Genomic DNA, 14,169 nt, shown 5'->3' on the forward strand with positions numbered 1-14,169 from the left:
GGTGGAGAAATCAGGTACTGGTCGTGGTGCCGCAGCCGCGACGGTCAGTCCAGGTCGGCCTGCCACAGGTCGGGGCCGAAGACCTCGTACTGGATGTCGCGCGGGGCGACCCCCTGCTCGATCAGCCGGCTCCGTACGGCCTGCATGAAGGGCAGCGGCCCGCACAGGTAGTAGAGGGCGTCGCCGGGGAGGTCGACGGCGGACAGGTCCATCTGTCCCTCGAAGACGCCGGTCACCGGTTCGAGGCTGTGCGCGCCCTTCTCGTACCAGAGGTACATCCGCGCGTCCCGCAGTGCCAGCACGTCGTTGACCACTTGCCGCCGCAGCGGGAAGGACGCCTCGTCGAGGTCGGCGTGGAGCACGGTGATCGGCAGCCCGGAGTCGGCCGCGACCAGGTGCGACAGCATGCCCGCCATGGGGGAGACCCCGATGCCCGCACTGGCGAACACCACCGGCCGTCCCGAGTCGTCGAGCACCACGTCGCCGTACGGCAGCGACAGCGTCAGGTCGTCGCCCACCTCGACGGAGTCGTGCAGCAGCGCCGACATCTCGCCGTCGGGATCGCCGCCCTCGCCGCGCACCCGCTTCACCGAGAACTGGCGGTGCTCGCCGTCGTCGGCGCGGGTCAGGCTGTACTGACGCGGCTGGAGCTTCCCGTCGGGCATCCGCATCCGGACGGTGACGTACTGGCCCGGCAGCGAGGTCTTCACCAGGCGGTCGTCGTTCCGCTTGACCACGAAGGTGACCACATCGCCGGTCTCCTTGATCTTCCGCTCCACCCGCCAGTCCCGCCAGACCGTCTCCGGCCGGACCCCGCGGGCGCTGTAGAGGCCGCGCTCCTGGTTGATCAGGGCATGGGCCATCAGCCAGTACACCTCGTCCCAGGCCGCGGCGACCTCCGCGGTGACCGCATCGCCCAGGACGTCGCCGATCGCCCCCATCAGGTGGTCGTGGACGACCTGGTACTGGTCCGGGCGGATGCCGAGCGAGGCGTGCTTGTGGGCGATCCGGCGCAGCAGCTGCTCCGGCACCCGCTCCGGTGTCTCCACCAGGGTCGTCGCGAACGCGGCCACCGAACCGGCCAGGGCCTGCTGCTGATGGCCGTGCGCCTGGTTGCCGCGGTTGAAGACGCCGTCGAGGAGTTCGGGATGCGCGGAGAACAGATTCCGGTAGAAGCGCTGGGCGATCTCCCCGATGTGGTCGGCGACCACGGGGAGCGTGGCGGTGATGACGGGACGGGACGTGTCGGAGAGCATGTGGCTTCCCTCCGGGGTCGGCGAGGACTCCTGGCCCGCTCCAGGTACCCGCCACCTCCGGAGCGACACGGACCGGGGACTCGGCTGGAGCGGGACGCCCCTGCTGCGGGACCGCCACTGTCCGTGCAGGTGGGGCCCGCGGCATGGAACCGACAGGGCTTCCTGCACAGCGCCGTCGACAGCCGTCGCTCCACCACCAGCGGCACCTTCCGGTTCGACGGCGAGGGCGCCCGCATCCCCGGATGGACATCGCGGTACAGCGCCGCTACGGAGCGGTCTTCGGCGCATTCGGGGAGTCCGAGGAGCGGTCACGAAGGGCGGCCGAACTCAGCAGGCAGATCGCCGCGTCGGCGCGGGACGGACTCGGCAACGTCGCCCTGGAGCCCGGCGACTGACGGGACGCGACGGCCGACGCCCCGGGCACATCAGGGTGGAGACGGGCTGCCCGACCCACTTGCTCCACCGTGCGCGGGCCATCGTGCCGGACACGGGAGTGCGACTTGTCGGGACCGGCAGCTGCGGATACCGGAGTGACTTGGCACCATGTGGCGTGGCGGCTGCTGTGGGAGCGGTGCGTGGCGTGCATGGGGCCCGGCGACGGGCCTGGTGTGCTGAGCGAGGGGGAGTCGTGGCGGACTGGATCTACATCCTCGATCCGAACAGGGACACGCTGGACGGGGAGCCGTTTGACAGGGAGACGATACGTCGGCTGGCGGAGGAGGAGCCCGGACTCGAACTCTGGCTCAGCCGCCGCAACCGCATGAAGGAGGGCGACCGCCTCTGGTTCTTCTTCACCCACCCGGAGTCGGCGGTCGCCGCGGTGGCCGAGGTCGACGAGGAGCCCTGGAACGATCCGGACGCCCCCGACATCCCCTACCTGGTCGCGGTGACTCTGCTGCCCGAGGCGACGAAGGCGCTGTACCGCGACCCCGTGGGCCGGGACGAACTGGGACTGGGGCAGGTGCGGTCGGTGCAGAAGGTGAAGCCGGAGGCGCTGCCGGTGCTGCTGGCACGGGCGGGCCTCTGACCGGCACGGCGGCGGCCGCGCGCCCGGTGCCTCGGTGAGGTGATCGGCATGTCGTCCGGTCGAGCCCGGCCGCGAGGAAACTTACCGCGGCCCTCAGGATCTCGTCGGCCCGCTTCAGTTCGGCGTTCTCCCTCTTCAACGCTTCGAGCCGGGCGGGATTCCTCCGTCGTCGTCCCCGGACGCGTCCCCGCGTCGATCTCTTGCTGCTTCCCCCGGTTCCGCAGCGTCTCACGGGACCCGATGTCGAGCTCCTTGGTCACCGCCTGCAAAGCGGGCGTCTCGTTCGGGTAGTCGTCGCGCACCTCGGCGACCCTGCGCACCGCACGACGGCGCAGCTCGAGCGGGTAGGGGAAGGCCGTGCCATGATGCGCCCCCTTCATGAAATCGAGTCTCCATCCGAGCCGCGGCGGTTCGCCGCTCACGCGTGTGCCCCCGCGGACTCACTCCCTGAGTGTCCAGGCCGGCGATCCGGGTGCGGGGCGCACCTTCAGTGCGGAGAAATCGATGTCCTCGTCCTCGTCCTCGTCGCCGGAGGGCAGACGGCCCGCCGTGTCCGGGTAGTAGTAGAGGCCGTATGCCCAATACTCCGGGAACTCGTGGCACATGAGATCGGGGTAGGGCGAGATCTCGGCGTTCTCGTAGCGTTCGTTGATTCTCGCCACGGCCTCGGCACGGGAGATCCCGAACCGTGAAACCATTTCATCCGCGATGTCCCGGAAGTATGCGAGCATTCCTTCGTCGAGACGCATGAGGAATTCTTCTGTCATGATGTCGGGGGCCCACCCGTCGATGAATCGAATGGGAGAACAATTCGGCAGCGCGCTCACTGAATCAGGAGATCTGTTGACCGACGTCGGCGAGCTGATCCTCGGCATTCCACCTGTAGCGCCACTCCCGCCTGCCTCCCGACAGCAGCTTGGTGACCCGGCGGACCACCCGTCCCTGGCCGTCGTGGCGGTAGAAGGTGCGTCCCGCCCGCTCGATGACGGTCCCCGAGTACGTGCGGTCCCCGGGACCCGGTGCGCCGTCGTCCACGGGCCCCGAGGTGGCGCAGGCGGTCAGGTTGCCCAGGACGTCGTAACCGTAGGTCTCGTCCCAGCGCCCCGCCCGATGAGGGGAAAACCACTTCCCCGATCCGGCATGTGCCCCTTCCCGGTGACGCAAGCTGCTCTCAGCATCTGCCAAGTGTGCCGAAAGACTTCAGGAAGTCATTGAGAATCTCCCCGGAGAACGGATCGACAGCAGGGTCCTCGGGCGTTACCACACTGACGGCGTAGTACTCGGACAGCAACAGGCCCGTCCCTTCGACGGCCGCTTCGGAATCCGTTGAACCGGTTCGCACTACGGAGACCGCCGTCGCATACAGCGGCTGCGCGTGGAGGCGGTAGAAGATTGCGTACGGCCCTTGCCCCGAAGCATCGAGAGCGTATCCGTGATCCTCCCAGAAGTCCTCCATGTCCTGCCCGGACGAGAAGGTGACGATGCCGGAGGTGTCATCGTCCGCCTCGGGAATATTCCAACCCGTCAAGTAGCCCAGGGTGAACGGCTCTCCGTACAGGAACAGTCCCGCCCACCTCTGCAGACCTCGGGAAACGAAGCGACGCATCGCCTCGGGGAACGAGGTGTCCATGAGGAAGTCGGTTGAATGGCCGGTGATATCCATCAAATCCTTTGCGAGGTCCGTGGAGTGGTGTCAATCCGTTGGAACAACGCCTTCGGTCAGGGCTCGTTGGAACGCTTCTTGGGGGGTGAAGTAGCCGAGGCGGCGTCGGGGCTGGCTGTTGATCTCTTTCACGATGGTGGTCAGGTAGGGCTGGCGGTCGGTGGTCTCGGTGCCCTTGGGCAGGTAGCGGCGGATGATGCCGTTCGTGTTCCCGTTGGCGGGCCGTTGCCAGGGCGACTGCGGGCTGGCGAAGTAGACGTCCAGGCCGGTTGCCGGAGTCAGTGAGGAGTTCGCCGGGTGATCCGAACGGGCCTGCCGAGGTGCTGCCTGCCAAAGGGCCTCGGTCCGAGGCGTTCACTCGGTGAGTGTCCAGACGTGCGAGCCCTTTGGAGGAGCAGGCCGCGTTTCCCACTGCGAGAGGTCCTCGGTGGACCCACTGTGCGGCACTCTTCCACCCTTGTCCTGGAAGTAGAGCCCGTAGGCCCAGTAATCCGGTTCTTCATGGCACATGAGATCTGGATAAGGGTCGATGTCAGCCCCTTCGTATGCCGCATTGATGCGTGCAACGGCCTCGGCCCGGGACATACCGAACCGGCCGACCAGTTCGTCGGCGATTTCTCGAAAATACTGAAGCATTCCTTCGTCGAGTACCGTAAGGAACTCTTCCGTCCTCGTCATGGACCCAGCCTCCGCAGTAGAGAATTGTCGAACAGTTGGGCAGCGCGATCGGAGTAGATCGCAATCTGGTGTCCGTTGAACACGCCGTCCGCCCCCTTCTTGAAAGGCCCCACGTTCCGGAGCATGGGCCCTTCAACCATCTCGTAGCTGTGCATGTCAGCGCCGGTTCGGTCCAGGCGGTGACGTCTGATGAAGTCGGAAAGCTCATCACTCGGACCATCGAAGATCTTGCTGTTCAGCTTGTCCAGCTCGCTCTTGGGTACTCGGAAGTGCAGCACCGCAGGGACATCGTTGTTTTTTCTCGCCAGTCGTTTCGCCCAGTCCAGGGCCTGTCGTGGGTCATTCGTCACATAGAACCCACCGAATCCGAAGTCCATCTCTCGGGGCGAGATATTGGGGTTGATCCCATGGGCGGTGATGTTGTCGGCGGCGTTTCCGTAGGTGCCATGGTACAGATCCACTGTGCAGGGGGCTTTCAGCCCGAGTGGATCCTTCCACTGCAGCGGATTCTTGACGTACGCATAGTGGTTCGGCGCCGGTGTTCGGCCCAGGGGGTCCGGGCTCAGGTAGCGTGCCGTGCCAGGCTCGTAATAGCGGTGATGGTTGTAGTGCAGCCCGGTTTCCACGTCGAAGTACTGACCCGGGAACCGCAGCGGGCACTCGATGCCGCTGCCACCGGAGGCTGCGACGCGCACGCCCCACAACGTGGTCGACTGCGTCCAGACGACGCCCCCCTCGGGGTCCACCAGTTCCGTGGGAGTGCCCAGGAGGTCGGTGACGATCGCGTAGAACCGCTCGTCGATCTGCTCCTGTGGGGTGTCCGGCCCGATCGGACCGGTCCCCCGGACCCGCTGGCTGATCGGGACCTGCCCACCGGTCCAGTCCCATGACAGGCTGACCGCCCCGTCCGTCTGCTCGGCCAGGTCGTCCCCGTCCCAGAAGAAGGACACCTGCTCCAGGACCGTCGTACCGTCCTCCGCCAGCAGTTGCTTCGCGATCCGTCGGCCGACGGGGTCGTAGACGTAGTGCCAGTGGCGACCGTCCGGAGTCAGAACGTCCGTCAACTGGTCCTCGGCGTTCCAGACGTAACGCCATTCGCGGCTGCCGCCGGACAGCAGCTTGGTCACCCGGCGGACCACCCGCCCCTGCCTGTCGTGCCGGTAGAACGTGCGGCCGGCCCGTTCGATGACGGTGCCCGAGTACGTGCGGTCACCGGGCCCGTTCTCCTCGTCGCCCAGCGGTGCCGAGGTGCTGGAGCCGATCAGGTTGCCCACGGCGTCGTACTGATAGTCCTCGTCCCATCCGGCCCCGCCCCGTGCGGCCGTCACCCGCCCGGCACGGTCGATCTCGAAGACTCGTTCGCCACGGACGGCGTCCGTCACCGACGACATCAGGCCGTCCGCCCTGTGCTGGAAGACGCGCTTCCTGGTTTCTCCGGCACTGGTGACGACCCTCTGGGTGGTGCGCAGTTGGTCCGCGTCCCACTCGTGGGTGAGGCGCGTGGCCTCTCCCAGGACCCGCTCGATCTCGCGGCCGACCACGTCGTAGTGGAAGGCGACCTCGTGTCCGCCCATGCCCTGGACCATCGAGCGGCCCTCGAAGTCGTACGCCCACCTGGTCGTGGCCCCGCTGGGAGTCCTGCGGGCAGTACGACGCCCGGTGATGTCGTACTCGGACCGCACTTCCCGGCCGTTCCACGACTCGGCGAGCAGCCGACCCGCCACGTCGTGCTCCCGGGTGAGTTCGACGTCCGCGTTGCGAGCCCGGACAAGCCGACCGAGCAGGTCGTACTCGTAGGTGGTGGTGCTGCCGCCCGCCTCCATGGCGACGATGTTGCCGAGCACGTCGTGACGGAACCGTGTCGTCTCGCCGGCCCCGTTGGTCCGCTCGACCAGTTGTCCCGCCGCGTCATAGCAGTAGGTCAGCGTACGGCCGTTGTAGTCGGTCTCCGTTATGAGCCTGCCGACACCGTCGTACGTGTAGGTCCAGTTCTGACCGATGGCGTTGGTGACACTCCGCAGCCTCAGTTCGGTGTCGTACTCGTAGCGCTCGAGGTTCCCGTCCTCGCTCTCCCGCAGCGAGCAGAGATCGAAGTGGGTGTTCGCATAGCTCGTGCGGCGGCCGTTCGAAGAGCGGAATTCCAGCGGGTTGCCCTCGGAGTCGTAGGACCAGTGCTCCAACGTCCCCTGGGGGAGGTGACGCCAGGCGATGCGTCCTTCCAGGGTCCAGCCGACCCGCGTGGTCTGCCCGAACGTATCGGTGAGTTCGGTGATCCGCCCCAAAGCGTCTCGTACGAACGTGCTCGTGGCACCCAGCGGATCCGTCTGGCCGATGACAAGGCCCGCGTCATTGTTGACGAGGGCTCGCTGCCGGACGCCCAGGGCGTCGGTGATGCTGGTGAGTGCCCCGTTGTCATCGAACGTGAAGGATGTGGTCCCACCCAGGGGATCGACGACCGCGACACGATTGCCTCGGTCGTCGTATGCCGACTCCCACGTGCTGCCGTCCGGCCGCACCACCTTCGACACTTGACCGTGTTCGTCGTACTCCCTGCGCTCCACGCTGCCGTCGGCACGGATGATGTGCGTGACGTTGCCCTGGGCGTCGTGGCTGAAGCCCGTGGTGCGACCCAGTGGGTCGATGAGCGCGATAAGTCGCCCGTCCTCGCCCCAGTTCCGGGTGACCGTATGTCCCAACGGGTCGGTCTCCCGGAGGGGCATGCAGTCCTCGTTGAACGTGTACGTGATCGAGTGGCCGAGCGAGTCCGTCGCCACGCTGGTACGCGTGTCCTCGTCGTACTCGTAGGTGTACGCGAGCACGCCGCCGTCGCCGGTCGTTCGTACGCAGCGGCCGACCAGGTCGTAGGTGTAGCGGTACCAGTACCCGCCCCGGCTCTGCCAACCGGTGATCCGATCCTGGTCATAGCTGTATCGCTGCGCGGCACCCGAGGAGTCGAGCACTCCGGCGAGGTGACCACGGCCGTCGTACTCGTACGACAGGAGCCTGGGCTGATCGGGAGCACTGATAAGGGACAGGCCGGTCACACGCCCCGCTGCAGTGGTGATGCCGAGGCGGTATCCGCCGTGATGCACCAGCTCGCGTGGCGAACCGTCTGCGTCGTAGAGCAGCTCAATGGAGTTGCCGTTGCGGTCCTTCACAGCGAAGAGCGGTAGTTCTGCCACGCGGCCACCGGGCACGCGGCGGAAGTGCAGTGTCACGCCGGTCTCGGACTGGGAAACCGTCATGTCGGCATCCGGCGTGCCGTCCCAGCCGAGCGACCAGTTGGGGCCCACCAGTGGTCTCATGGGCTCGCCCGGTTCCGGGATCGCGTATTGGAGCACGGTCCCGTCGGCGCTGACGAACCGGATGCCGTCGTCGTCGAGCAGGAGTCGCTGGTCCAGAGTGGACGTCCAGCTCGCCCCGAACCAGCCTCCTGCCTTTACCCCGGTGCGGTGGCTGCGCTCGACGATCAGAGGCAGGACACCCGGCAGTGCCACGTCGGTGATCGACATGACCATCTGACCGGTGGCCATGTCGATGGGGTCGCCACAGGTGAAGAGACTCTTCATCTGCCGGCCCAGGCCCTTGAGACGCGGGCCGAATCCCTTGACCCCGAGTGTCATCCCCTTGAGGCCGGTCTTGCCCAACGCCTTGAGGCCCTTGGCAAGTCCGCCGAGGGTGGTGAGCCCCTTCATGCCGGGGATGCAGTCCAGCGCCGCCAGCCCCACGTCCCACAGGGACGCCTGGCCCTTGGAATATTTATGGAGGGTGTCGGCGAGCACGACCAGGGCGGCGATCAGGACGATGGCGCCGAGGATCGGGCCGCCGATGATCAGGGCGACGATGCCGACGACCGCGACGACGACCTTGCAGACGGCGACGATGGTGTCCCAGTTGTCGGTGAACCAGTCACCGACCTCCTCCCACACGGACCGGTTCTGGATACCGGCGTCGGAGGCCTCGTCGATCTTCGACTTCGCGTCCCGGGCGGCCTCCTCGCGCATCTTCCGGGCGTCCGCGGCCATCTTCTTCGCCGCGGCCAGCGCGTCCTGGGCATCCGAGACGTCCGAGCGGGCCGAGGCCTGGGCGGACTTGGCGTTGCGCACGTCCCGGGTCGCCGCCCGCACCTTGGCCTCGTCGGGCTGGTCCGCGTCCGACTTCGACCCGGTGGGGTCGTCCTTGTACTTGTCGGCCTCCCTGGTCGCCCGTCCCACCCAGGACTCCGCCGACGCCAGCTTCGACTGCGCCGAGGACAGATCGGCGCGGGCCTCGCGCGCCTTGGCCAGCGCCTTGTCCGCCAGCGCCTGGGCCCGCTCAAGCTTCGGCCAGTAGGCGGCGAGCGCGTCGCCGCACATCCCGTAGGACTTCTCCAGCTTCCGCAGGTTCTTCGGGACGCCGGAGAACTCCTCCTTGAACACGGCGGCCGACTTGCCCGCCCACTCCGCCAGCGTGCCCTCGCCGGCCATGCCCTTGGCCAGGCGCAGCGCCTCGGAGACGTCGTCGGCGAAGTCGTGCAGGACCTTGGCGAGTCTGCGCACCCGCTGCGGGTCGCCGGGGGTGGGGTCCCTGTCCAGGTCCAGGACATGCCAGTCACTCGGCCTGTGGCCCACCATGCCGCAACCCCCGTCACACGCACATCGTCAACACCCTTATGCACACGTGAACTTACATGGCGCGTTAGTTCGATGAAAGATCGGCTTCCTCGAGGACGGTTCGGTGGTGGGGGCCTTCCTCGGTGTCGTGAAGCGTCGCAATTCCATGATCGTCCAGATGCACGTCGGTGAGAAGGTTCCCGGACTCGGCCTGTGGCGGGGCGGCCGGTCACCGGGTTGTGCAGGCGCACGCCCATGAAGGTGCGGCCTGTGACGGTCTCTCCGGAACGGTTGAAAGAACGCTCGTCGTCGAACTTCTTCCAACAAAGTCCAACAGCCCGTAGCCTCTTCACTCGGCAGTCGCACCAGGGGAACGATTCAGGACGCCTGACGAGGGAGACATGCAGATGACTCACTTTCCCGGGTGGAGAACCCGGTCCGGCACTCCCATACGTACTGCGCTCGCCACGCTCGCCGCAGGGCTGCTGTGCGCCACCGCGCTCGGCACACCGGCGTCGGCCGCAGAAGCTCCGGAGGAAGCCCGTGCCTCCTCCGCGGCCCCGGCGGGCATAGACGACCACCTGGCACTGACACCACCGATGGGGTTCAACAACTGGAACTCGACCCACTGCAGAGCGGAGTTCGACGAGGAGTTGGTCAAGGGCATGGCCGACCTCTTCGTGGAGAAGGGGCTCAAGGACGCCGGGTACGAGTACATCAACCTCGATGACTGCTGGGCCCTGCCCCAGCGCGACGCCGAGGGCAAGCTCGTGCCCGATCCGGCGCGGTTCCCCCACGGCATCAAGGCCGTCGCCGACTACGTGCACGGCAAGGGCCTGAAGTTCGGCATCTACACCAGCGCGGGAACGAAGACGTGCAGCAGCATCGGCTTCCCCGGCGCACTGGGCCACGAGTACAGCGACGCCCAGCAGTTCGCCGACTGGGGTGTCGACTACCTCAAGTACGACAACTGCAACAACGAGGGCGTGGACGCGAAGCAGCGCTACACGACCATGCGCGACGCGCTGGAGGCCACCGGGCGTCCGATCCTCTACAGCCTCTGCGAGTGGGGTGAGAACAAGCCCTGGGAATGGGCCAGGGGCGTCGGGCAGTCATGGCGCACCACGGGGGACATCAGTGACGACTGGGACTCCATGCTGTCGATCATGAAGGAGAACCTGCCCCTCGACGAGTACGCGGGCCCGGGCGGCTGGAACGACCCGGACATGCTGGAGGTGGGCAACGGCGGCATGACCGACACCGAGTACCGCACCCACTTCTCGATGTGGTCCATCATGGCCGCGCCCCTGCTCATCGGCGCGGACCTCCGGTCGGCGCCGCAGTCGGCCTTCGACATCCTCTCCAACGAGGAGGTCATCGCCGTCGACCAGGACGAGCTGGGCAAGCAGGGCAAGGTGATCAGTTCCGAGGGCGGCCGCTGGGTCGTGGCCAAGGAACTGGCCGACGGCAGCCGCGCGGTGGCCCTGTTCAACGAGAGCGACCGACCGCAGCGGATTTCCACCACGGCGCGTACGGTCGGCCTGCCGCACGCGGCCGGCTATCGGGTGCGGGACCTGTGGGAGCACCGCTCCACCCACACGGCGGGCGAGATCTCCGCGACCGTCCCCGGACACGGAACCGTGCTGGTGCGGGTGGGCCCGGACCGCGGCTGGGCCCAGCTGCCGCCCGCCGTGGACTCCGGAGCGGGCGGCGTCGCGATCACCGAGGCGGGTGACAGCGCACGGCTCACCGCGGTGACCGCGAACCTCGGACGCCGCCCGGTGCACTCCGTTTCCCTCGCGCTGACCGGCCCCGAGGGGTGGCGGACGAAGGCCGACTCCCGTCCGGGAAGCCCGCTGCTCCGTGGTGGCGCGGAGTTCCGGACCACGTGGCGGGCGAGGGTTCCGGAGGGCGCCGACCCCGGTACCTACGAGCTGAAGCTCACCACGACGTACCGCACGCCGTCCGGCCGGGAGGTCCGTTCCGTCTCCCCGGTCCAGGTGAAGGTGGCCGTCGCGCCGGAGGACGGCACCACCTACCTCAGCGACCTCACACCGCTGACAGCGGTCAACGGCTGGGGGCCGGTGGAGAAGGACCGGAGCAACGGCGAGAAGGCGGCCGGTGACGGCGGGACGCTCACCATCGGCGGCCGCACCTGGGACAAGGGCCTGGGCGTGCACGCCCACAGCCGCGTCGAGTACTTCACCGCGGGGCGCTGCGAACAGGTCACGGCCCTGGTCGGTCTCGACGACGAGACGGGGACACGCGGCACCGTCGCCTTCGAGATCCGCGCCGACGGCGAGCGTGCGGCCGCCACCGGCCTCCTCACCAACTCCCAGGACGCGCAGCAACTCACCGCTGAGGTGAGCGGCGCCCGGACCGTCACGCTGGTCGTCACCGACGGCGGCGACGGCAACGAGTACGACCACGCCGACTGGGCGGACTTGAAGATCACCTGCTGAGAACTCCGGTGGCCGGACCCGCCGTCGGGCCCGGTCACCGTCTGCATGCCGGGACCGCGTGTCCGGGGCTGGGGAGGGGAGTTCGGCTTGGAGTGTCCGCGCCGCCGCCGCCATCGTTCCCTCTTCCCGGTCTTCCCGGTCTTCCCGGTCCTCCCGGTCCTCCCGGTCCTCCTCGGGACGTGCCGGAACCTTGTGGCCGTGCTCCTGACCCCACGATGGGCCATCCCGCAGCGCCCGATTTCCCGCCGACCCGAGACGCTCGGCTCCGGCAGCTCATGTGCGCACTCACGGACAGGCGCCGCACCCGCGTCGGAGTACGAAACCGGGCTGGAGCGCTACTGGAGTGCTGAGGGGGATATGTCTCGTTAACGTCGTCAACGGTCGCCTTGCATTGATGCAGACAGGCGGGCTGTGTACGGTGGAAGGCATGCCACAGAACCCGGCCACTCCGACGAACCCGTTGGTGACAGGTTCCGAGATCGCTCGAATCGCGGGTGTCACTCGAGCCGCCGTGTCCAACTGGAGGCGGCGGTACGACGACTTCCCCGCTCCGGCCGGAGGCGGGGCCAACAGCCCTCTCTTCGACCTGGCCGAGGTACAGGCGTGGCTGAACAAACAGCACAAGGGACAGGACGTCACCGACGAGGTCCAGCTGTGGCAGGTGCTGCGCGGAGCCTACGGCGACGACATCCTCGGCGGGCTCGCGGACGTCGCGCAGGCTCTCGCCGCCCCCGGGGGCGAGGAGCCGTCCGTACTGCCGGCGCAGGCTGTCCGCCTGGCCCACCGCATGGCGGAGGAGAGTTCCCCGGCCGACGTGGTGAACGGGCTGGCCGAGCGGTTCACGGAGTCCGTGCGGCGGGCCGGATCCGATCAGGTGACCTCGCCCCGCGTCATCCGTGCCGTCCGGCACAGCGCCGGTGACCTCGCGCCCGACGCGGTGCTGTTCGACCCTGCCTGTGGAATCGGCACCCTCCTCCTGACCATCGGGACGAACCGCGGCAGCAGGCGGTACGGCCAGGAAGTGGACACCCACAGCGCACGGTTCGCGCGATGGCGGGCCGAGCTCGCGAAGCCGGCTCCCGTCGAGGTCAGGCAGGGCGACTCCCTGCGCGCCGACCAGTGGCCGGACCTCAAGGCAGACCTCGTCGTCTGCGACCCGCCGGTGAGCGACACCGACTGGGGGCGGGAGGACCTGCTCCTCGACCCGCGCTGGGAACTCGGCACGCCCTCCCGGGCCGAGGGTGAGCTCGCCTGGCTCCAGCACGCCTACGCGCACACCGCGCCGGGCGGCCGGGTCGTCATGGTGATGCCGGCGTCGGTCGCCTACCGCAAGGCCGGCCGTCGCATCCGTGCCGAGCTCGTCCGTCGCGGCATCCTGACCCAGGTCACCGCTCTGCCCCCGGGCACGGCTGCCGCGCACTCCCTGCCCGTGCACCTGTGGCAGCTGCGGCGGCCACGGACACCGGACGACACCGCCGCCACCGTCCGCATGGTCGACCTCACGGCCAACGATCCGGACGGGCCCTTGGAGCCGCGCCCCGAGCAGGTCACCGATGTCGCTCAGATCGACCTGCTGGACGATCTGGTGGACCTCACCCCGGGCCGCCACGTCGACGGGTCCCACCGCGACTTCGTCACCGAATACGACGCCTTGCACCGCGAGTTGGCCGAGCAGCTGCAACGCCTGGGTGAACTGCTCCCGACCCTGGTCGCCGGTGAGGGACCCGGCCCCCTCGACGGGGCCAGTGTGAGCGTCGCCGACCTCGTCAGGGCCGGACTGGTCGAGTACGCGGACCCGGAACCGGTCTCGGTCAGCGACCAACTCGACACGGACTTCCTCCAGGGCTTCCTGTACAGCACCGTCAACAGCCGCCGCTCCACCACCACCAGCGGCACCTTCCGGTTCGACGGCAAGGGCGCCCGCATCCCCCGGATGGACATCGCGGTACAGCGCCGCTACGGAGCGGTCTTCGGCGCACTCAGGGAGTTCGAGGAGCGGTCGCGAAGGGTGGCCGAACTCAGCCGGCAGATCGCCGCACTGGCGCGGGACGGGGTCAGCAACGGCGCCCTGAAGCCCGGCGACTGACCGGACGCAACGACCAACGTCACCTCCCGGCCGAACGGAACCGCACCGGCCGTCACGCCCAGCACGGCGACACACCGAAAATCCAGTCCCGCACACGTGCCACGAGCGCAGCCGTTTCCTCGCCCGGGTCATCCACTGTCACGGGGCTCAGGGGCCCGATGGACCACGTCAGGATCTCCTCGGTGCCGCGGTAGTCGAGCCACAGCCGGTGGGTGCGCCCGGTCACGCGCTGCCACAGCTGCCGTTCCTCACGGTCACCGATGGGGAGGGGCCTTGCCGGCAGGGAACCGGCAGCGGCGGCGGCCTTCTCCAGCTGCGGCGTCAACTGCTCGATCGCCACCACGTTGCGGACCTCCAGGGCCCTGGTCTCCGCGTTCGTCGTGTACGGCCGTTTGGCGGCTCAGG

The 14,169-nt window shown here is 68.1% G+C and carries 11 protein-coding genes; 4 read left to right on the forward strand and 7 right to left on the reverse strand.

The window, feature by feature from the left end:
- Positions 1-44: 44 nt before the first annotated feature.
- Positions 45-1,256, reverse strand: coding sequence for a globin domain-containing protein (locus AB0I73_RS11190; RefSeq protein ID WP_363036039.1), 1,212 nt, complete (start codon positions 1,254-1,256; stop codon positions 45-47).
- A 242-nt stretch (positions 1,257-1,498) separates the two neighbouring features.
- On the opposite strand from AB0I73_RS11190, the gene AB0I73_RS11195 reads away from it, so the two are divergent.
- On the forward strand, positions 1,499-1,651 hold the full coding sequence (locus AB0I73_RS11195; protein WP_363036040.1) for a hypothetical protein: 153 nt from the start codon (positions 1,499-1,501) through the stop codon (positions 1,649-1,651).
- Positions 1,652-1,884: 233 nt separating this feature from the next.
- Positions 1,885-2,283, forward strand: coding sequence for a hypothetical protein (locus tag AB0I73_RS11200; RefSeq protein WP_363036042.1), 399 nt, complete (start codon positions 1,885-1,887; stop codon positions 2,281-2,283).
- A gap of 440 nt (positions 2,284-2,723) precedes the next feature.
- On the opposite strand, the gene AB0I73_RS11205 is transcribed toward AB0I73_RS11200, so the two are convergent.
- The 5 genes from AB0I73_RS11205 to AB0I73_RS11225 all read right to left on the reverse strand — a co-directional run bounded on the left by AB0I73_RS11205 (position 2,724) and on the right by AB0I73_RS11225 (position 9,237).
- Positions 2,724-3,050, reverse strand: a complete 327-nt coding sequence (locus AB0I73_RS11205) for a hypothetical protein (RefSeq protein ID WP_363036044.1) — start codon at positions 3,048-3,050, stop codon at positions 2,724-2,726.
- 64 nt (positions 3,051-3,114) lie between these two features.
- Positions 3,115-3,447: a hypothetical protein gene (locus tag AB0I73_RS11210; RefSeq protein WP_363036046.1), complete on the reverse strand. Its 333-nt coding sequence runs from the start codon at positions 3,445-3,447 to the stop codon at positions 3,115-3,117.
- 7 nt (positions 3,448-3,454) lie between these two features.
- Positions 3,455-3,946, reverse strand: coding sequence for a hypothetical protein (locus AB0I73_RS11215; protein ID WP_363036048.1), 492 nt, complete (start codon positions 3,944-3,946; stop codon positions 3,455-3,457).
- Between the two features lie 354 nt (positions 3,947-4,300).
- Positions 4,301-4,624, reverse strand: a complete 324-nt coding sequence (locus tag AB0I73_RS11220; protein WP_363036050.1) for a hypothetical protein — start codon at positions 4,622-4,624, stop codon at positions 4,301-4,303.
- Positions 4,621-9,237, reverse strand: coding sequence for an RHS repeat-associated core domain-containing protein (locus AB0I73_RS11225; protein WP_363036052.1), 4,617 nt, complete (start codon positions 9,235-9,237; stop codon positions 4,621-4,623). Before AB0I73_RS11225 ends, AB0I73_RS11220 begins: the two co-directional genes overlap by 4 nt.
- Before the next feature lie 386 nt (positions 9,238-9,623).
- Between AB0I73_RS11225 and AB0I73_RS11230 the strand changes: the two genes are divergently transcribed.
- Complete coding sequence (locus tag AB0I73_RS11230; RefSeq protein ID WP_363036054.1) at positions 9,624-11,678, forward strand: NPCBM/NEW2 domain-containing protein; 2,055 nt, start codon at positions 9,624-9,626, stop codon at positions 11,676-11,678.
- A 427-nt stretch (positions 11,679-12,105) separates the two neighbouring features.
- On the forward strand, positions 12,106-13,764 hold the full coding sequence (locus AB0I73_RS11235) for an N-6 DNA methylase (protein WP_363036056.1): 1,659 nt from the start codon (positions 12,106-12,108) through the stop codon (positions 13,762-13,764).
- Between the two features lie 52 nt (positions 13,765-13,816).
- Here AB0I73_RS11235 and AB0I73_RS11240 read toward each other — a convergent pair whose 3' ends face one another.
- A complete protein-coding gene (locus AB0I73_RS11240) occupies positions 13,817-14,104 on the reverse strand; it encodes a hypothetical protein (RefSeq protein ID WP_363036210.1) in 288 nt (95 codons plus the stop codon).
- Between the last annotated feature and the right edge of the window lie 65 nt (positions 14,105-14,169).

The sequence above is a fragment of the Streptomyces sp. NPDC050388 genome (assembly GCF_040655635.1).
Taxonomy (GTDB): domain Bacteria; phylum Actinomycetota; class Actinomycetes; order Streptomycetales; family Streptomycetaceae; genus Streptomyces.

What these genes read in the sequence shown, in the direction of transcription:
- AB0I73_RS11190 (WP_363036039.1), bottom strand. Translation starts at nt 1,256, where the DNA reads ATGCTCTCCGACACGTCCCGTCCCGTCATCACCGCCACGCTCCCCGTG.
- AB0I73_RS11215 (WP_363036048.1), bottom strand. Translation starts at nt 3,946, where the DNA reads ATGGATATCACCGGCCATTCAACCGACTTCCTCATGGACACCTCGTTC.
- AB0I73_RS11225 (WP_363036052.1), bottom strand. Translation starts at nt 9,237, where the DNA reads ATGGTGGGCCACAGGCCGAGTGACTGGCATGTCCTGGACCTGGACAGG.
- AB0I73_RS11230 (WP_363036054.1), top strand. Translation starts at nt 9,624, where the DNA reads ATGACTCACTTTCCCGGGTGGAGAACCCGGTCCGGCACTCCCATACGT.
- AB0I73_RS11205 (WP_363036044.1), bottom strand. Translation starts at nt 3,050, where the DNA reads ATGACAGAAGAATTCCTCATGCGTCTCGACGAAGGAATGCTCGCATAC.
- AB0I73_RS11220 (WP_363036050.1), bottom strand. Translation starts at nt 4,624, where the DNA reads ATGACGAGGACGGAAGAGTTCCTTACGGTACTCGACGAAGGAATGCTT.
- AB0I73_RS11195 (WP_363036040.1), top strand. Translation starts at nt 1,499, where the DNA reads ATGGACATCGCGGTACAGCGCCGCTACGGAGCGGTCTTCGGCGCATTC.
- AB0I73_RS11235 (WP_363036056.1), top strand. Translation starts at nt 12,106, where the DNA reads ATGCCACAGAACCCGGCCACTCCGACGAACCCGTTGGTGACAGGTTCC.